Origin of the sequence: Streptomyces achromogenes subsp. achromogenes, assembly GCF_000720835.1 — a bacterium.
GTDB lineage: Bacteria > Actinomycetota > Actinomycetes > Streptomycetales > Streptomycetaceae > Streptomyces > Streptomyces achromogenes.
Genome location: NZ_JODT01000016.1, coordinates 133,378 through 151,178, shown reverse-complemented (window position 1 = coordinate 151,178; position 17,801 = coordinate 133,378). Strand labels below are relative to the sequence as shown.

Sequence of the window (17,801 nt, the reverse complement as noted above, 5' to 3'; positions counted from 1 at the left end):
CCACAGGGGTGGCGGGCCGGCGGCGGCGCGGGCACAGTGGTGGTCATGCGGGGGTGGTGGCAGGACCTCACCGACCTGGTGCTGCCGGCCGACTGCGCGGGTTGCGGGGCACCTCGTACGGCGCTGTGCCCGCGCTGCCGGGCCACGCTGGACGGGGGTGTGCCACGGCGGGCACGGCCGGTGCCGGAGCCGGCCGGGCTGCCGGTGGTGCACGCGGTGGCTCCCTACGCGGCGGAGGTGCGCGCACTGCTGCTGGCCCACAAGGAGCGGGGCGCGCTGGCTCTCGCGGCAGCGCTGGGCGTGGCGCTGGCGCGGGCCGTGCGGGCGGGCCTCGGGTCCGGTACCGAGGAAGCGAGCGGCCTCGGTGTGGGCGGTCTCGGCGGGGCCGGAGGCGCCGGTGCCGGGCCGGCGGGGCAGCCCTGGCGGGAACCGCTGCTGCTGGTTCCCGTGCCCTCCGCGCGGTGGGCGGTGCGGGCGCGGGGGCACGATCCGGTGCGGCGGATGGCGCTCGCGGCGGCGCGGGAACTGCGGCGCACCGGGACGCCGGCCCGGGTGGCGGCGGTGCTGCGGCAGCGGCGGGCCGTCGCCGACCAGACGGGGCTGGACGCGCCGGGCCGTCTGGCGAACCTCGCCGGGGCGCTGGAGGTGACCGCGGGAGGCGGCCGGCTGCTCGGCGACGGCCGGCGCGTCGTGCTCGTCGACGACCTCATGACGACGGGCGCCAGTCTCGCGGAGGCGGCGCGTGCCCTGCGGGAGACCGTGGTGTCCGGCGCCAATGGCGGAACGGCCGTGTATCGGGCCATAACCCGGGAAGGTAGGGAGGAACGACGGATCAGTGAAGAGCAGGAGAGGACGGAGTCGGTGCACGGTGCACCGGAAAAGGCGGTGCCGAACGCCCGCGCGCGGATGCCGCGTGCCGCCGTGATCGCCGCTCCCGCCGATTCCCTGGAAATAGCCAGGAACTGATCGTCAACGTGCATCGTTGCAGGTAGTGAGAGGTTCAATTCACCTGAACGGAGGTGCGGCGACAGAGAGGGTGACGCCATCGCTCCGGGCGAGATATGTTCGGTTGTGAGGAAAGGCGCAGGCCACACACCTCGCATATCCGAATGCCGTGCGCGGCTTTCCGCAATCACCCGCGCCGGTGGGGTGGAGATCCCGCCCATGGGGGAGGAGGAGGTGGAAGTCACCGAGTCCGAGGTCCGGTGATCACCGGACCTGGTGCGAAAGGGAGACGCTCCGCCGATGGAGCGGAGCGATCCGGGAACGGAGTTCTGCGTGGACATCGTCGTCAAGGGCCGCAAGACCGAGGTGCCCGAGCGGTTCCGCAAGCACGTGGCCGAGAAGCTGAAGCTGGAGAAGATCCAGAGGCTCGATGCCAAGGTGATCAGCCTCGACGTCGAGGTGTCCAAGGAGCCCAACCCCCGACAGGCCGACCGCTGTGACCGAGTGGAGATCACGCTCCGCTCCCGCGGTCCGGTGATCCGGGCGGAGGCGGCGGCCAGCGACCCCTACGCCGCTCTCGACCTGGCGGCGGAGAAGCTGGACGCGCGGCTGCGCAAGCAGCACGACAAGCGGTTCTCACGCCGAGGCGCGCGCCGGATCTCGGCGGCGGAGGTCCCCGACCACGTCCCGGGCGCGGCGACGCTGAACAGCAACGGCCTGCCGGTCTCGGAGGAGGAGTCCGACGGTGTGCCGACCAAGAAGATCGGCTCTCTCGAGATCAAGGGCGAAGGCCCCCTCGTCGTCCGCGAGAAGACCCACGTCGCCGCCCCGATGACCCTCGACCAAGCCCTCTACGAGATGGAGCTGGTCGGCCACGACTTCTACTTGTTCGTCGACTCCGAGACGAAGGAACCGAGCGTCGTCTACCGGCGGCACGCCTACGACTACGGCGTGATCCACCTCAGCACGGACCCGATGGTCGCCGAGGCGCAGACCCCCACGGCGGGGGGCACGCTGGGCGGCTGACCCACCCGGCTGAAGCTGAGCCGGTGCCCCTGGAGCGAGCGTGCGCCCCCAGGGGCACCGGCGTGCGACCACTTCGCGCCCCGCACGTCACCTCGGTGTCGCCCGGGCATGAAATCATGGTCGCACCGGCCCAACCGGTGGGCCGTTGCCTTGGGTTGGCGATGGCACAGGACCACAGGCCACAGCCTTCAGGGGGAGGAACGATGGCGGACACCTTCGGACCGATGCGGGACGGGGACGCCGACGACGCTGTCATCGGCAGGGACCCGGGCGCGGACGCGCCGCGCAAGGAGCCGATCAGAGTCCTGGTCGTGGACGACCACGCCCTCTTCCGGCGCGGCCTGGAGATCGTGCTCGCGGCCGAGGAGGACATCCAGGTCGTCGGCGAGGCGGGCGACGGCGCCGAGGCCGTCGACAAGGCCGCCGACCTGCTGCCCGACATCATCCTGATGGACGTCCGCATGCCCAGGCGCGGCGGGATCGAGGCCTGCACCTCCATCAAGGAGGTGGCCCCCAGCGCGAAGATCATCATGCTGACGATCAGCGACGAGGAGGCCGACCTCTACGACGCGATCAAGGCGGGCGCGACCGGATATCTCCTCAAGGAGATCTCGACCGACGAGGTGGCCACCGCCATTCGCGCGGTGGCCGACGGCCAGTCGCAGATCAGCCCGTCGATGGCGTCCAAACTCCTCACCGAGTTCAAGTCGATGATCCAGCGCACCGACGAGCGCCGGCTGGTGCCCGCGCCCCGGCTCACCGACCGGGAGCTGGAGGTCCTCAAACTCGTCGCCACGGGCATGAACAACCGGGACATCGCCAAGGAGTTGTTCATCTCCGAGAACACCGTGAAGAACCACGTGCGCAACATCCTGGAGAAGCTCCAGCTGCACTCCAGGATGGAGGCCGTGGTCTACGCGATGCGGGAGAAGATCCTGGAGATCCGCTAGCGCCTATCCGAGGAGCACGGCGAGTTCCCTGGTGAGGGGCTCGCGCAGCTCCGGCGGGTCCATGCGCTCGACGCGGACGTCGGTGCAGTCCACCCAGGACGCCGCCTCGGCCAGGGCCCGGGCCACCGCCGGGACCGCCTTCGGGCCGTCCAGGGTGACCTGCCTGGCCACCAGCGTGCGGCCCTGGCGCGCCGGGTCGACCCGCCCGACCAGCCGGCCGCCGGCGAGCACCGGCATCGCGAAGTACCCGTGCACCCGCTTGGGCTTGGGCACGTACGCCTCCAGCCGGTGGGTGAAGCCGAAGATCCGCTCCGTGCGCGCCCGCTCCCAGATCAGGGAGTCGAAGGGGGAGAGCAGCGTGGTGCGGTGCCGGCCGCGCGGCGGTGCCGCCAGGGCCGCCGGGTCGGCCCACGCCGGCTTGGCCCAGCCCTCCACCTCCACCGGCACCAGACCCGAGTCCGCGATCACCGAGTCGACCTGCTCGCCCTTGAGCCGGTGGTAGTCGGCGATGTCCGCGCGCGTGCCCACGCCGAGCGCCTCCCCCGCCAGCCGCACCAGACGGCGCAGGCACTCGGTGTCGTCCGGCTCGTCGTGCAGCAGCGCGGCCGGGACCGCGCGCTCGGCGAGGTCGTACACCCGCTTCCAGCCGCGCCGCTCCACGCAGACCACCTCGCCGTACATCAGCGCCCGCTCCACGGCGACCTTCGTGCCCGACCAGTCCCACCAGTCGTTCGTCTTCTTCGCGCCGCCCAGCTCCGTGGCGGTCAGCGGGCCCTCCGCGCGCAGCTGCTTGACCACCTGGTCGTAGACGCCGTCGGGGAGTTCGTGGTGCCAGTGCGGGCGGTCGCGGTAGGCGCGGCGGCGGAAGGCGAAGTAGGGCCACTCCTCGATGGGCAGCAGGCAGGCGGCGTGCGACCAGTACTCGAACGCGTGGGTGTCCGTCCAGTACGCGGCCTCCACCGTCCGCCGGCCGACCGCGCCCAGCCGGGCGTACGGCACGAGTTCATGGGAACGGGCCAGGACCGAGATGGTGTCGAGCTGGACCGCGCCGAGCCGGCGCAGCACCCCGCGGACCCCCGCGCGCCGGTCGGGCGCGCCGAGCAGGCCCTGGGCCCGCAGGACTATCCGGCGGGCGTCGTCCGCGGTGAGCGTGGTGGTGGGACGCGGAAGGGTCGTCATGCCCCGTGACGATAGAGGGTGGCACCGACAGTCCGCGACGACCAGCGCGTTCGCCCCGGGCCCGGGAGGGAAGGGGCCTCAGGTACGCGCGGGCAGGTACGGGGCGGTGGACGGCAGACCCAGGTCCGAGGGGAGCAGCGAGCCGACCCAGCAGTCCCGGCGCACCCCCTTGTTGGTGACACCGGAGCGCAGCACGCCCTCGACGGTGAAGCCCGCGCGTTCGGCCACCGCGCGGGAGGCGTGGTTGCCGACCTCGGCCCGCCACTCGACCCGGTCCACGCCCTTCTCGGTGAAGGCCCAGCGGCAGGCGGCGAGCGTGGCCTCCACGACGTAGCCCCGGCCGCGGTGCTCCCTGGCCGCCCAGAAACCGATCTCGGCCGTGCCCGGCGAGCGCGTTGTCAGGGCGAGCATGCCGGCCAGCTCTCCGCCGCCGACGAACACGCCGAAGGTGAACATCGAGCCCTGCGCCCAGCCGTCGGGGACGATCTGCTCGGTGAAGCCGGCCGCGTGCTCGGGCAGATAGGGCGAGGGAACCGTCGTCCAGCGCTGGATGCCGGGGTCCTGCGCGGCGGCGTACACCGCGGCGGTGTCCTCGGGGCCGACCGGGCGCAGCACGAGACGGTCCGTGGTGAGCGTGACGTGTTCCATCGCCCGATTCTGCGCGGGGCACCGGGCCGGCGCCACGGATTTCCGCGCTGCGTGAGCGCGTGATCACAATTCGCGTAATTCCTCGCGCCGCAGCGGCACCATCCGGTCACCCCGTCCGTTGTCCTGGATGAAGCAGCCGTCGGGTCGCCAGGCCTCCCGGCACGGCCGGGTCCTCGCATACGATGGCCGTTGCTCAGTAGTCAGAAGGAAAACCGACCGTCCCAGGCCCGACCGGCAAGGAGACCAGCCCCCGTGTCCGTCCTCTCGAAGATCATGCGTGCAGGCGAAGGCAAGATCCTGCGCAAGCTGCACCGCATCGCGGACCAGGTCAACTCCATCGAAGAGGACTTCGTCGACCTCTCCGACGCCGAGCTGCGCGCCCTCACCGATGAGTACAAGCAGCGGTACGCCGACGGTGAGAGCCTGGACGACCTGCTCCCCGAGGCGTTCGCCACGGTCCGCGAGGCCGCCAAGCGCGTCCTCGGCCAGCGTCACTACGACGTCCAGATGATGGGCGGTGCCGCGCTCCACCTCGGCTATGTCGCCGAGATGAAGACCGGTGAGGGCAAGACCCTCGTCGGCACCCTGCCCGCCTATCTGAACGCCCTGTCCGGCGACGGCGTCCACATCGTCACCGTCAACGACTACCTGGCCGAGCGCGACTCCGAGATGATGGGCCGCGTCCACAAGTTCCTGGGCCTGGAGGTCGGCTGCATCCTCGCCAGCATGACCCCGGCCCAGCGCCGCGAGCAGTACGCGTGCGACATCACCTACGGCACGAACAACGAGTTCGGCTTCGACTACCTGCGCGACAACATGGCGTGGTCGAAGGACGAGCTGGTGCAGCGCGGCCACAACTTCGCCATCGTGGACGAGGTCGACTCCATCCTCATCGACGAGGCCCGTACGCCGCTGATCATCTCCGGCCCGGCCGACCAGGCCACCAAGTGGTACGGCGACTTCGCCAAGCTGGTCACCCGCCTCAAGCGCGGCGAGGCCGGCAACCCGCTCAAGGGCGTCGAGGAGACCGGCGACTACGACGTCGACGAGAAGAAGCGCACGGTCGCCATCCACGAGTCCGGTGTCGCCAAGGTCGAGGACTGGCTGGGCATCGACAACCTCTACGAGTCGGTGAACACCCCGCTCGTGGGTTATCTGAACAACGCCATCAAGGCCAAGGAGCTGTTCAAGCGCGACAAGGACTACGTCGTCATCGACGGCGAGGTCATGATCGTCGACGAGCACACCGGCCGTATCCTCGCCGGCCGCCGCTACAACGAGGGCATGCACCAGGCGATCGAGGCGAAGGAAGGGGTGGAGATCAAGGACGAGAACCAGACGCTCGCCACGATCACCCTGCAGAACTTCTTCCGCCTCTACAACAAGCTCTCCGGCATGACCGGTACGGCGATGACCGAGGCCGCCGAGTTCCACCAGATCTACAAGCTCGGCGTGGTCCCGATCCCGACCAACAGGCCGATGGTCCGCAAGGACCAGTCGGACCTGATCTACCGCACCGAGGTGGCCAAGTTCGAGGCGGTCGTGGACGACATCGCCGAGAAGCACGAGAAGGGCCAGCCGATCCTGGTCGGCACGACCTCCGTCGAGAAGTCGGAGTACCTCTCGCAGCAGCTCAGCAAGCGCGGCATCCAGCACGAGGTGCTGAACGCCAAGCACCACGAGCGCGAGGCGCAGATCGTGGCGCAGGCGGGCCGCAAGGGCGCGGTGACGGTGGCCACCAACATGGCCGGCCGTGGTACGGACATCAAGCTCGGCGGCAACCCCGAGGACCTCGCCGAGGCGGAGCTGCGCCAGCGCGGCCTCGACCCCGAGGAGCACATCGAGGAGTGGGCCGCGGCCCTGCCCGCCGCCCTGGAGAAGGCCGAGCAGGCCGTCAAGGCGGAGAAGGAGGAGGTGGAGGCGCTCGGCGGCCTCTACGTCCTCGGCACCGAGCGGCACGAGTCGCGGCGCATCGACAACCAGCTGCGCGGCCGTTCCGGCCGTCAGGGCGACCCGGGCGAGTCCCGCTTCTACCTCTCGCTGGGCGACGACCTGATGCGCCTGTTCAAGGCCCAGATGGTCGAGCGCGTGATGTCCATGGCCAACGTGCCGGACGACGTGCCGATCGAGAACAAGATGGTCACCCGCGCGATCGCGTCCGCGCAGGCACAGGTCGAGACGCAGAACTTCGAGACCCGTAAGAACGTCCTGAAGTACGACGAGGTGCTCAACCGGCAGCGCGAGGTCATCTACGGCGAGCGCCGCCGCGTCCTGGAGGGCGAGGACCTGCACGAGCAGATCCGGCACTTCATGGACGACACGATCGAGGCGTACGTCACCGCGGAGACCTCCGAGGGCTTCCCCGAGGACTGGGACCTGGACCGGCTGTGGGGCGCCTTCCGGCAGCTGTACCCGGTGAAGGTCACGATCGAGGAACTGGAGGAGGCGGCCGGCGACCGGGCCGGTCTGACCGCCGAGTTCATCATCGAGTCCATCAAGGAGGACATCCACGAGCAGTACGAGGCCCGCGAGGCGCAGCTCGGCTCCGAGATCATGCGTGAGCTGGAGCGCCGGGTCGTGCTGTCGGTCCTGGACCGCAAGTGGCGCGAGCACCTCTACGAGATGGACTACCTCCAGGAGGGCATCGGCCTGCGCGCGATGGCCCAGAAGGACCCGCTGGTCGAGTACCAGCGCGAGGGCTTCGACATGTTCACCGCGATGATGGACGGCATCAAGGAGGAGTCCGTCGGCTACCTGTTCAACCTGGAGGTCCAGGTCGAGCAGCAGGTCGAGGAGGTCCCGGTCGAGGCGCAGGCCCAGCCCGCCGGCGAGGGCGCGCAGGACACGGTGCCGGCGCAGGCGAGTGCCCGTCCCGAGATCCGTGCGAAGGGGCTGGACGTTCCGCAGCGCCGGGAGCTGCACTTCTCCGCGCCGACGGTGGACGGCGAGGGCGGCATCGTGGAGCGGGACCTGGAGGACGAGGAGCCGGTGCGGTCCGAGTCGGACGGGCTGACCCGGGCGGAGCGGCGGCGGCAGGCCAAGGGCGGCCGGCGTCGTAAGAAGTAGCGCGGAAGGCGACGCCGGCGCCTGAGCGGGCCGGCGGTGCACCAGGGCCGGGTTCCCCACGGGGACCCGGCCCTTGGCGTCGCTGCGGGCCCGCGACGGGCGGGGGCTGGGATCAGGCGGGACCTGTCTCCACCGCGGTGCAGCGCCAGCGGAGGTCTTCGCCGCGTTCCAGGCGGAAGGCCATGGCGCGCAGCCGGTCGCCGGTGGCGACCCGGGCGAAGACCTCCAGCGCGCCCTCGCCGGCGACGTAGTAGCCGATGTCCTGGACGACCGGGCGCATGCCGCGGGCGCGCAGGGGGCCGCGTTCGGCCAGGCGGGCCAGGTCGTCGTAGGCGCGGCCCGCCGTGTGGCGGAGCATCCAGTGGACGGGCCGCTGCCCGCTCAGGACGGCGAGCAGGCGGTCCGCGAAGAGGTCGGTGGGACGGGGCTGCCGTACGGCCGCCTCCGGGGCCGTGCGCGGGCTCTGGGCGCGGGTGGCAGCCGGGCGGCCTGCCGTGCGGGGCGGTGCTCCGCCGGGGCGGCGGGTGTCGCGGCGGGTCGGCGGGCGGTGCCGCGGGCGGGGCGGGACGGTACGGCTCATGACCTTGTTCATGGGGGACCCCGTTCGGCCGGCCCGGGGTGTACCGGGCGGTAACAAGTGGTGTGGATCTTGTACGGGGTGCGGACGGCGCGGGCAAGCAGGGGACGACCGCGGGGCGGGGGCCGGGGAAGTTCACCTATCAGGGTGAGAAGGGGCTCCTGAGCCCCGTGGACAAGCGGCCGGAGAGGGTGAACCGGCGGCCCGAAGCTGACGTGTGGGCCGGGGTGGGCAGGGGCTCGAAAGGGGACGGGCGCACGTATCCTGAAGGCTCCTTGAGGAGACGCGCCAGCCGCTCTCCCCGGGGCCCCAGCGGAGCCTTCGACCAGGAAAGAGCGGCCAGTATGCGCGTCTACGTCCCCCTGACCCTCCCCGCTCTCGCCGAGGCGCACAGGACGGGTGAGCTGGGGAGCGGCCCCTTCGTCGCGTACGCCGTCACGCCCGCGCTGCGCGAGTGGTACCTCTCCGAGGACATCGAGGAGCTGGAGTACGCGGCGCTCGGCCGGGCCGCGCTGGCCTCCCTGCGGCTGCTGGCGGCGGACCCGGACGCGGTACGGCGCCGGGTCGTGGTCGCGGTGGACGTGCCCGACCGCGCGGCGAGCGTCGACCCGGACCGCGGGCTCGAACCCGCCGCCCTCGGCCAGGTGACCGTGACGGTGTCGGTGCCGCTGGCCAAGGCGGCCTCCGTGCACGTCGACGCCGAGGACGCGGAAGGGGACGTGGCCGCGGCGGCGCGGGCGCTCCCGGCCGCGGACGGCGGGGACGACGATGCCCGGTTCGTCGTGGACGGGGCGGACGACCACGAACTGCTGTGGTACGCCACGCAGGAGATCCCCAACCTCGTCGGACAGGGCTGACCTGGTCGGACGCCCCGATTGTCAGTGGCGGCGGGTACGGTCTGGGGCATGGGGACGTACAAGAGCGCGCACATCGTCTGGGACTGGAACGGGACCCTCTTCCACGACAATGACGCGATCATCGGGGCGACGAACGCCGCCTTCGCCGAGCTGGGACTCGCGCCGGTCACACTGGAGCAGTACCGCTCGCTGTACTGCGTACCGGTGCCGAAGTTCTACGAGCGGCTGCTCGGCCGGCTGCCGAGCGACGCCGAGTGGGAGCTGATGGACGGCACCTTCCACCGGTACTACGCCGAGCACCGGGTGCGGTGCGGGCTGACCGAGGGGGCCGAGGAACTGCTCGCAGGGTGGCGGTCGGACGGGCACAGCCAGTCGCTGCTGAGCATGTACGGGCACGAGGAGCTGGTGCCGGTGGTGCGGGGCTTCGGCATCGAGCCGCACTTCGTACGGATCGACGGGCGTACCGGGCCGTCCGGCGGCAGCAAGGCCGAGCACATGGTGCGGCACCTGAAGGCGCTGGCGGGGGTGGCCGAGCCGGAGCGGACCGTGGTGATCGGGGACGCGGCGGACGACGCTGTCGCGGCGCGGCACGTGGGGGCGCGGGCCGTGCTGTACAGCGGCGGTTCGCACAGCCGGGCGAGTCTGGCGGGGGCCGGGGTGCCGGTGGTGGATTCGCTGACCGAGGCGGTCGCGGAGGCGCGGAGGATAGCGGCGCAGGCGGGGTGACCGGGGCGTTCGCCGGACAGGCGCTGTCCTACTCGGTCGGCGCGACCGCCCGCAGCACCTTCAGGAACTCCCGCATCCACGCCGGGTGGTCCGGCCAGGCGCGGGAGGAGACCAGGGTGCCGTCGACCACTGCCTCGGTGTCCTGGAAGTCCGCGCCGGCCGCCTGCATGTCCGGTTCCAGGGCCGGGTAGGCCGTCACCCGGCGGCCCCGCAGGGAGTCGACCGCGGCGGTGAGCAGCGGGCCGTGGCAGATCTGGGCGACGGGCTTGTCCGCGTCGAAGAACGCCTTGAGGATCTTGCGCAGTTCGGCGTCGTTGCGCAGGTACTCGGGCGCCCGGCCGCCGGGGATCACCAGGGCCGCGTACTCCCCGGGGTCGACCTCGGCGAACGCGAGGTCGGCGGGCCAGGTGTAGCCGGGCTTCTCGGTGTAGGTGTCGTAGCCGGGTTCGAAGTCGTGGACGACGAAGCGGAGCGTCTTGCGGGAGGGGGCCGCGATATGGACCTCGTAGCCTTCCTCGCGCAGCCTCTGGTAGGGGTAGAACACCTCCAGGGACTCCGCCGCGTCGCCGGTGACGATGAGGATCTTGGTGGGCATGTCGGCTCCTCGCAGACGTGCGTGGGGGTGGGACCCGTGGCGGACTCTGGCACCCTGCCCCCGCCGGGCGCGCTTGCCAAGAGGACCCGGCGCTTTTCAGAGTGCGTCGGCGGTTGCGGGGACGCGACCGGATGACCCGGCGGCCACCGGCGCGCGCCGGTGGCCGGATACGTCACCCGCCGCGCCCCCACCGCTGTGCAGAACGTCAAACTTCACCACTCGGTTTTGTACACAAGCGGCTCATGACGCGCCCCCGGGCAAGAGCGATAGCCTTGTGGCGTGATCAGCGCGATATCCCGCGGGGGCGATCCTGCTCCCGCCCTGCGCCCGGGTTGCACGGCTCGTCTCCGTGACCGGGCGGCGGTCGCTGGTCTTCGCGGGCGGGACGGGGGCGCCGATGCCCCCGGGGCGCCGAGGACGGTCCGGATCACGACGGTGCCGAGAGCAGCGTCACACTCGGCCGGCGTCATGAAATTGGCCGAATTCTCCCCGCTCATCTCACCTCGCGGCATACCGTCGACAGTGACCGGACACCCCGGGACGTGGCGTTGTGTCGCAAGGGAAGAGACAGAACTTCCTTCTACGTCACGCAACGGCGCGCGACAGGAGCCAGAGGACAATGCAGACCAAGCTGGACGAAGCCAAGGCCGAGCTGCTCGAGAGGGCCGCCCGGGTAGCTGAGAACAGCCCGGTCGGGGGGCACCTACCGACCGGGACGACGAGCGAGGGCACCCCCGGCACCCCGGACAGCGAATCCGTGCTCGCGTTCCTCCAGCGCTACTACCTGCACACCGCCCCGGAAGACCTCGCCGACCGCGACCCGGTCGACGTCTTCGGTGCCGCGGTCTCGCACTACCGGCTCGCCGAGAACCGCCCGCAGGGCACCGCCAACGTGCGGGTGCACACCCCGACCGTGGAAGAGAACGGGTGGACGTGCAGCCACACCGTCGTGGAGGTCGTCACCGACGACATGCCCTTCCTCGTGGACTCGGTCACCAACGAGCTGACCCGGCAGGGGCGGGGCATCCACGTCGTCATCCACCCGCAGTTCGTGGTCCGCCGGGACCTGACCGGCAAGCTGATCGAGGTGCTGCCGACCCCGCCCGTCGGCGACGACCTCCCGCACGACGCGCACGTCGAGTCCTGGATCCACGTCGAGATCGACCGGGAGACCGACCGCGCCGACCTGAAGCAGATCGCGGCCGACCTGCTGCGCGTGCTGTCCGACGTGCGCGAGGCCGTCGAGGACTGGGAGAAGATGCGGGAATCGGCGATCCGGATCGCCGACGGCCTGGAGGGCGAGCCCGCCCCCGCCGACCTGCCCCGCCCCGAGGTCGCGGAGGCCCGCGAGCTGCTGCACTGGCTGGCCGCGGACCACTTCACCTTCCTCGGCTACCGCGAGTACCAGCTGCGCGACGACGACACGCTCGCCGCCGTGCCCGGCACCGGTCTTGGCATACTGCGTTCGGACCCGCACCACGCCAAGGAGGACCAGCACCCGGTCAGCCCCTCCTTCGAGCGGCTCCCGGCCGACGCCCGCGCCAAGGCCCGCGAGCACAAGCTGCTGGTGCTGACCAAGGCCAACAGCCGGGCCACCGTGCACCGGCCGTCGTACCTGGACTACATCGGCGTCAAGAAGTTCGACGCGGACGGCAACGTCGTCGGCGAGCGCCGCTTCCTCGGCCTGTTCTCCTCCGCCGCCTACACCGAGTCCGTGCGCCGGGTGCCGGTGATCCGCCGCAAGGTGGACGAGGTGCTGGCCCGGGCCGGTTTCTCGCCGCACAGCCACGACGGCCGCGACCTGCTCCAGATCATGGAGACCTACCCGCGCGACGAGCTGTTCCAGACGCCGGTCGCCGAGCTCCAGGCCATCGTCACCAGCGTGCTGTACCTCCAGGAGCGCCGCCGGCTGCGGCTGTACCTGCGCCAGGACGAGTACGGCCGCTACTACTCGGCCCTCGTCTACCTCCCGCGCGACCGCTACACCACCGGCGTGCGCCTGCGGATCATCGACATCCTCAAGGAGGAGCTGGGCGGCACCAGCGTCGACTTCACCGCCTGGAACACCGAGTCGATCCTGTCCCGGCTGCACTTCGTGGTCCGCGTCCCGCAGGGCACCGAGCTGCCCGAGCTGTCGGACGCCGACAAGGAGCGCATCGAGACCCGCCTGGTCGAGGCGGCCCGCTCCTGGGCCGACGCGTTCGCCGAGGCGCTGACCGCCGAGTGCGGCGAGGAGCGCGCGGCCGAGGTGCTGCGCCGCTACAACCACGCCTTCCCGGAGGGCTACAAGGCCGACCACAGCCCGCGCGCGGCCGTCGCCGACCTGGTCCACCTGGAGCGGCTGAGCGAGGAGAAGGACTTCTCGCTGAGCCTGTACGAGCCGGTGGGCGCCGCGCCCGACGAGCGCCGGTTCAAGATCTACCAGAAGGGCGGCACGGTCTCGCTGTCCAAGGTGCTGCCGGTGCTGAGCCGGCTCGGCGTCGAGGTCACCGACGAGCGGCCGTACGAGATGCGCTGCGCCGACCGCACCACCGCCTGGATCTACGACTTCGGCCTGCGCATGCCGAAGTCGCTCGGCGGCGGCAACGGCGACTACCTGGGCGACGACGGCCGCGAGCGGTTCCAGGAGGCGTTCGCCGCGACCTGGACCGGCAAGGCCGAGAACGACGGCTTCAACGCCCTCGTGCTCAGCGCCGGGCTGACCTGGCGGCAGGCGATGGTGCTGCGCGCCTACGCCAAGTACCTGCGGCAGGCCGGCTCCACCTTCTCGCAGGACTACATGGAGGACACCCTCCGCAACAACGTCCACACCACCCGGCTCCTGGTCTCCCTGTTCGAGGCCCGGATGTCCCCGGAGCGGCAGCAGGCCGGCGTGGAGATCACCGACGCCCTGCTGGAGGAGCTGGACGCGGCCCTGGAGCAGGTGGCCAGCCTGGACGAGGACCGCATCCTGCGGTCGTTCCTGACCGTCATCAAGGCGACCCTGCGCACGAACTTCTTCCAGGAGTCGCCGGGCGGCGAGCCGCACGACTACGTCTCCATGAAGTTCGACCCGCGGGCCATCCCGGACCTGCCCGCGCCGCGCCCGGCGTTCGAGATCTGGGTGTACTCGCCGCGGGTGGAGGGCGTGCACCTGCGCTTCGGCAAGGTCGCGCGCGGCGGTCTGCGCTGGTCGGACCGGCGCGAGGACTTCCGTACGGAGATCCTCGGCCTGGTCAAGGCGCAGATGGTGAAGAACACCGTGATCGTGCCGGTGGGCGCCAAGGGCGGCTTCGTCGCCAAGCAGCTGCCCGACCCGGGCGTGGACCGCGACGCCTGGCTGGCCGAGGGCATCGCCAGCTACAAGACGTTCATCTCGGCGCTGCTCGACATCACCGACAACATGGTGGCCGGCGAGGTCGTGCCGCCCAGGGACGTGGTCCGGCACGACGGCGACGACACCTACCTGGTGGTCGCCGCCGACAAGGGCACCGCGACCTTCTCCGACATCGCCAACGACGTCGCCAACAGCTACGACTTCTGGCTCGGGGACGCCTTCGCCTCCGGCGGCTCGGCCGGCTACGACCACAAGGGCATGGGCATCACCGCGCGCGGCGCCTGGGAGTCCGTCAAGCGGCACTTCCGCGAGCTGGGCGTGGACACGCAGACCGAGGACTTCACGGTCGTCGGCATCGGTGACATGTCCGGTGACGTGTTCGGCAACGGCATGCTGCTGTCGGAGCACATCCGCCTGGTCGCCGCCTTCGACCACCGGCACATCTTCATCGACCCGAACCCGGACGCGGCCACCTCCTACGCCGAGCGCCGCCGCCTGTTCGAGCTGCCCCGCTCCAGCTGGGCCGACTACGACACGAGCCTGCTGTCGGCGGGCGGCGGCGTCTTCCCGCGCACCGCCAAGTCGATCCCGCTCAACAGCCACATCCGCGAGGCCCTCGGCATCGACGGCAAGGTCGCCAAGATGACCCCGGCCGACCTGATGCGGACCATCCTCAAGGCCCCGGTGGACCTGCTGTGGAACGGCGGCATCGGCACGTACGTCAAGGCGTCGACGGAGTCCCACGCCGACGTCGGCGACAAGGCCAACGACGCCATCCGCGTGGACGGCCAGGACCTGCGGGCCAAGGTCGTCGGCGAGGGCGGCAACCTGGGCCTGACCCAGCTCGGCCGGATCGAGTTCGCCCGGCTCGGCGGCAAGATCAACACCGACGCGATCGACAACAGCGCCGGCGTGGACACCTCCGACCACGAGGTGAACATCAAGATCCTGCTGAACGGCCTGGTCGCGGACGGCGACATGACCGTAAAGCAGCGCAACAAGCTGCTCGCCGAGATGACCGACGAGGTCGGCGCGCTGGTCCTGCGCAACAACTACGCGCAGAACACCGCCCTGGCCAACGCCCTGTCCCAGGCCAAGGACATGCTCCACGCCCAGCAGCGGTTCATCCGCCACCTGGTGCGCGAGGGCCACCTGGACCGGGCGCTGGAGTTCCTGCCGACCGACCGGCAGATCCGCGAGCGGCTCGCCCAGAGCCAGGGCCTGACCGGCCCGGAGACGGCCGTCGTCCTGGCGTACACCAAGATCACGGTGGCCGAGGAGCTGCTGCACACCTCGCTGCCGGACGACCCGTACCTGCGCGGTCTGCTGCACGCCTACTTCCCGACGGCCCTGCGCGAGCGGTTCGCCGACGCCATCGACCACCACCCGCTGCGCCGCGAGATCACCACCACCGTGCTGGTCAACGACACGGTCAACACGGGCGGTACGACGTATCTGCACCGGCTGCGCGAGGAGACCGGCGCCTCCCTGGAGGAGATCGTCCGGGCCCAGACCGCGGCCCGGGTGATCTTCTGCGCGGCACCGGTGTGGGACGCCGTCGAGGCACTGGACAACAAGGTCGACGCGGCCGTGCAGACCCGCATCCGGCTGCACTCGCGCCGCCTGGTCGAGCGGGGCACGCGCTGGCTGCTGAACAACCGGCCGCAGCCGGTCCAGCTCGCCGAGACGGTGGAGTTCTTCGCCGACCGGGTCGAGCGGGTCTGGCAGGAGCTGCCGAAGCTGCTGCGCGGCGCGGACCTGGAGTGGTACCAGCACGTGTACGACGAGCTGTCCGAGGCCGGCGTCCCGGACGAGCTGGCGACCCGCGTGGCCGGCTTCTCCTCCGCCTTCCCGGCGCTCGACATCGTGTCGGTGGCCGACCGCATGGGCAAGGAGCCGCTGGACGTCGCCGAGGTGTACTACGACCTCGCCGACCGGCTGGACATCACCCAGCTCATGGACCGCATCATCGAGCTGCCCCGCACCGACCGCTGGCAGTCGATGGCCCGCGCCTCCATCCGCGAGGACCTGTACGCGGCGCACGCGGCCCTCACCGCGGACATCCTCGCGGTGGGCAACGGCACCTCGACGCCGGAGCAGCGGTTCGAGGCGTGGGAGGAGAAGAACGCGGCGCTGCTGAGCCGGGCCCGCACCACGCTGGACGAGATTCGCGGCTCGGACTCGTTCGACCTCGCCAACCTGTCGGTGGCGATGCGCACGATGCGGACGCTGCTGCGCACGCACTCGTAGTCCCCACGGCGGGACAAGGCGCCCGGGCCCGCGGCGGCCCCGGGCGCCTTTCGCGCGTCCGGGCGCTTGTCGTGCGTCCGGGCGTCTTCCGTCCGGGCGTCTTTCGTCCGTTCGGGTGGCGGGGGCGCGGTCGGCGGTAGGGTCGGTGGATCATGCACACCACGACATCCGACACCGCACCGGAGCAGCGTACGGCGGCGCCGCGCCACCCGGTGGCCCGCGCCGGCCGGATCTCGGCGCAGGGCGTCGCCGCGCTGGTGCTGGTGCTGCTGCTCCTGGTCGTCGTCCGGCTGCCGTGGGCGGGCGACCTGGGCATGCACGCGGCCACGGTGGAGCGGCTGCGGCACGGCCTGCTGCACCCCGGCAACCCGCTGATCGACGCCGACACCCCGAGCCCGTACTACTCGCCGTGGACGCTGCTGCTCGGCATCGTCGCCAAGCTGACCGGCCTGTCGGTCTTCGTGGTCCTGCGGCTGGGCGCGCTCGCCGGACTGGCGCTGCTGGTGACGGGCGTGCACCGCTACGTCCGCACCCTGACCGCACACCGGGCCGCCCCCGCCCTGGCCCTGCTGAGCCTGCTGTTCCTGTGGGGCCCGGCGCTGTTCTCCTGGAGCGGCTTCCTGGGCCTGAACTCACTGGCCCTGACGGTGTCGTACCCCAGCGTGTGCGCGCTCGGGCTCACCTTCCACTTCTGGGCATGGCTGACCCGGGCGGCGCGCGGACCGATCGGGTGGGGCGCGGGGGCCGGGCTCGGGGTGCTGTGGGCGGTGATCCTGCTGTGCCACCAGTTCACCGGGGTGGTGGCGACGCTGGGCGGACTGGCCATGGTGGCCGGGGCCCGCCCGGCGCGCGCGGCCCTGCTCCGGCTCGGCACCGGGCTGCTCCCCGGGCTGCTGGTGCTGTGGCTGTGGCCGTACTACGACTTCTTCGCGTTGTTCTCCGCCGGCGGGGACCTGGAGGCGGTCCACCGGTCGCTGTACCGGGACCTGGCCGGGCGGTTCGGGTACGTACTGCTCGGGGTGGTGGCGCTGGGGTTCCGGCTGCGCCGGGACCGCCGGGACCCGCTGGCCCTGTTCTTCGCCCTCGGCGTCCTGATGGTGGCGGCGGGCGGGCTGACCGGCCACTACTCCTGGGGCCGCGCCCTGCCCGCCGCGCTGATCCCGGCCCAGCTCGCCGCCGCGCTCCAGGCGGTGTCGGCGGGGCGGTGGGTACTGCGCCGGGGGTGGGCGTGCGTGCTGCTCGTCGCGCTGGTGGCGGGGGCGTGGACGCAGGCCGGGACGCTCGGGTACGTGGTGCGCCGGGACGCGCTGCCCGGGGCGGTCGCGGCGAAGTACCGGGAGCCCTGGGCGGGGTACCAGTGGATCGTACGGGCCGGGGTGCGCTACGGCGACGTGGTGATGGCCCGCCGGTTCCCGGCCCGGCAGATCCCCGCGTACGGGCCGTACACCGTGGCGCCCGGCTACCCGGACGTGTTCCTGCCGGACGCGGACCGGCGGGAGGCGGCGATGAAACGGTACTTCGCGGCGGGGACCGGGGACGGGGAGCGGCGGGCGATCCTGCGCGCGTACGGGGCGCGCTGGGTGGTCGGGGGCGCCCCCGCCCCGTGGCTCCACAAGACGGCCGTGGGGCCCCGGGGACAGGTGCTGTACCGAGTGGCGCCCTGAAC

Annotated in this window: 12 protein-coding genes; 8 read left to right on the top strand and 4 right to left on the bottom strand. The window is 71.6% G+C overall.

Annotation, left to right across the window (positions count from 1 at the left end):
- Nucleotides 1-45: 45 nt before the first annotated feature.
- The 3 genes from IH25_RS0117770 to IH25_RS0117760 all read left to right on the top strand — a co-directional run bounded on the left by IH25_RS0117770 (nucleotide 46) and on the right by IH25_RS0117760 (nucleotide 2,921).
- Nucleotides 46-966, top strand: a complete 921-nt coding sequence (locus IH25_RS0117770; protein ID WP_037655130.1) for a ComF family protein — start codon at nucleotides 46-48, stop codon at nucleotides 964-966.
- A 312-nt stretch (nucleotides 967-1,278) separates the two neighbouring features.
- A complete protein-coding gene (hpf, locus tag IH25_RS0117765) occupies nucleotides 1,279-1,971 on the top strand; it encodes a ribosome hibernation-promoting factor, HPF/YfiA family (protein ID WP_387872698.1) in 693 nt (230 codons plus the stop codon).
- 203 nt (nucleotides 1,972-2,174) lie between these two features.
- A complete protein-coding gene (locus tag IH25_RS0117760) occupies nucleotides 2,175-2,921 on the top strand; it encodes a response regulator (RefSeq protein ID WP_030610694.1) in 747 nt (248 codons plus the stop codon).
- A 3-nt stretch (nucleotides 2,922-2,924) separates the two neighbouring features.
- Here the strand turns inward: IH25_RS0117760 and IH25_RS0117755 are convergent, their stop codons facing one another.
- Both IH25_RS0117755 and IH25_RS0117750 read right to left on the bottom strand, forming a co-directional pair.
- Nucleotides 2,925-4,100, bottom strand: coding sequence for a winged helix-turn-helix domain-containing protein (locus tag IH25_RS0117755; RefSeq protein WP_030610692.1), 1,176 nt, complete (start codon nucleotides 4,098-4,100; stop codon nucleotides 2,925-2,927).
- Between the two features lie 78 nt (nucleotides 4,101-4,178).
- Nucleotides 4,179-4,748, bottom strand: coding sequence for a GNAT family N-acetyltransferase (locus IH25_RS0117750; protein WP_030610689.1), 570 nt, complete (start codon nucleotides 4,746-4,748; stop codon nucleotides 4,179-4,181).
- A gap of 252 nt (nucleotides 4,749-5,000) precedes the next feature.
- On the opposite strand from IH25_RS0117750, the gene secA reads away from it, so the two are divergent.
- Nucleotides 5,001-7,814, top strand: a complete 2,814-nt coding sequence (secA, locus tag IH25_RS0117745) for a preprotein translocase subunit SecA (protein WP_030610686.1) — start codon at nucleotides 5,001-5,003, stop codon at nucleotides 7,812-7,814.
- Between the two features lie 112 nt (nucleotides 7,815-7,926).
- Here secA and IH25_RS0117740 read toward each other — a convergent pair whose 3' ends face one another.
- A complete protein-coding gene (locus tag IH25_RS0117740; RefSeq protein ID WP_030610683.1) occupies nucleotides 7,927-8,406 on the bottom strand; it encodes an Rv3235 family protein in 480 nt (159 codons plus the stop codon).
- A gap of 329 nt (nucleotides 8,407-8,735) precedes the next feature.
- On the opposite strand from IH25_RS0117740, the gene IH25_RS0117735 reads away from it, so the two are divergent.
- Both IH25_RS0117735 and IH25_RS0117730 read left to right on the top strand, forming a co-directional pair.
- Nucleotides 8,736-9,248: a DUF6912 family protein gene (locus IH25_RS0117735; RefSeq protein WP_030610680.1), complete on the top strand. Its 513-nt coding sequence runs from the start codon at nucleotides 8,736-8,738 to the stop codon at nucleotides 9,246-9,248.
- A 48-nt stretch (nucleotides 9,249-9,296) separates the two neighbouring features.
- The gene (locus tag IH25_RS0117730) at nucleotides 9,297-9,974 is read left to right on the top strand and encodes an HAD family hydrolase (protein ID WP_030610677.1); all 678 of its coding nucleotides are present in this window, start codon (nucleotides 9,297-9,299) and stop codon (nucleotides 9,972-9,974) included.
- A gap of 28 nt (nucleotides 9,975-10,002) precedes the next feature.
- Here IH25_RS0117730 and IH25_RS0117725 read toward each other — a convergent pair whose 3' ends face one another.
- Entirely contained in the window at nucleotides 10,003-10,569 is a 567-nt protein-coding gene (locus IH25_RS0117725; RefSeq protein ID WP_030610674.1) for a DJ-1/PfpI family protein, read from the bottom strand.
- Between the two features lie 619 nt (nucleotides 10,570-11,188).
- On the opposite strand from IH25_RS0117725, the gene IH25_RS0117720 reads away from it, so the two are divergent.
- Both IH25_RS0117720 and IH25_RS0117715 read left to right on the top strand, forming a co-directional pair.
- Entirely contained in the window at nucleotides 11,189-16,135 is a 4,947-nt protein-coding gene (locus IH25_RS0117720) for an NAD-glutamate dehydrogenase (RefSeq protein ID WP_030610671.1), read from the top strand.
- Between the two features lie 152 nt (nucleotides 16,136-16,287).
- Nucleotides 16,288-17,799, top strand: coding sequence for a hypothetical protein (locus IH25_RS0117715; protein WP_245172808.1), 1,512 nt, complete (start codon nucleotides 16,288-16,290; stop codon nucleotides 17,797-17,799).
- The last annotated feature ends 2 nt before the right edge of the window (nucleotides 17,800-17,801 follow it).

Coding starts and splice junctions, on each gene's coding strand:
- IH25_RS0117770 (WP_037655130.1), top strand. CDS start 46: ATGCGGGGGTGGTGGCAGGACCTCACCGACCTGGTGCTGCCGGCCGAC.
- IH25_RS0117755 (WP_030610692.1), bottom strand. CDS start 4,100: ATGACGACCCTTCCGCGTCCCACCACCACGCTCACCGCGGACGACGCC.
- IH25_RS0117760 (WP_030610694.1), top strand. CDS start 2,175: ATGGCGGACACCTTCGGACCGATGCGGGACGGGGACGCCGACGACGCT.
- IH25_RS0117740 (WP_030610683.1), bottom strand. CDS start 8,406: ATGAACAAGGTCATGAGCCGTACCGTCCCGCCCCGCCCGCGGCACCGC.
- IH25_RS0117715 (WP_245172808.1), top strand. CDS start 16,288: ATGCACACCACGACATCCGACACCGCACCGGAGCAGCGTACGGCGGCG.
- IH25_RS0117725 (WP_030610674.1), bottom strand. CDS start 10,569: ATGCCCACCAAGATCCTCATCGTCACCGGCGACGCGGCGGAGTCCCTG.
- IH25_RS0117720 (WP_030610671.1), top strand. CDS start 11,189: ATGCAGACCAAGCTGGACGAAGCCAAGGCCGAGCTGCTCGAGAGGGCC.
- IH25_RS0117735 (WP_030610680.1), top strand. CDS start 8,736: ATGCGCGTCTACGTCCCCCTGACCCTCCCCGCTCTCGCCGAGGCGCAC.
- IH25_RS0117730 (WP_030610677.1), top strand. CDS start 9,297: ATGGGGACGTACAAGAGCGCGCACATCGTCTGGGACTGGAACGGGACC.
- IH25_RS0117750 (WP_030610689.1), bottom strand. CDS start 4,748: ATGGAACACGTCACGCTCACCACGGACCGTCTCGTGCTGCGCCCGGTC.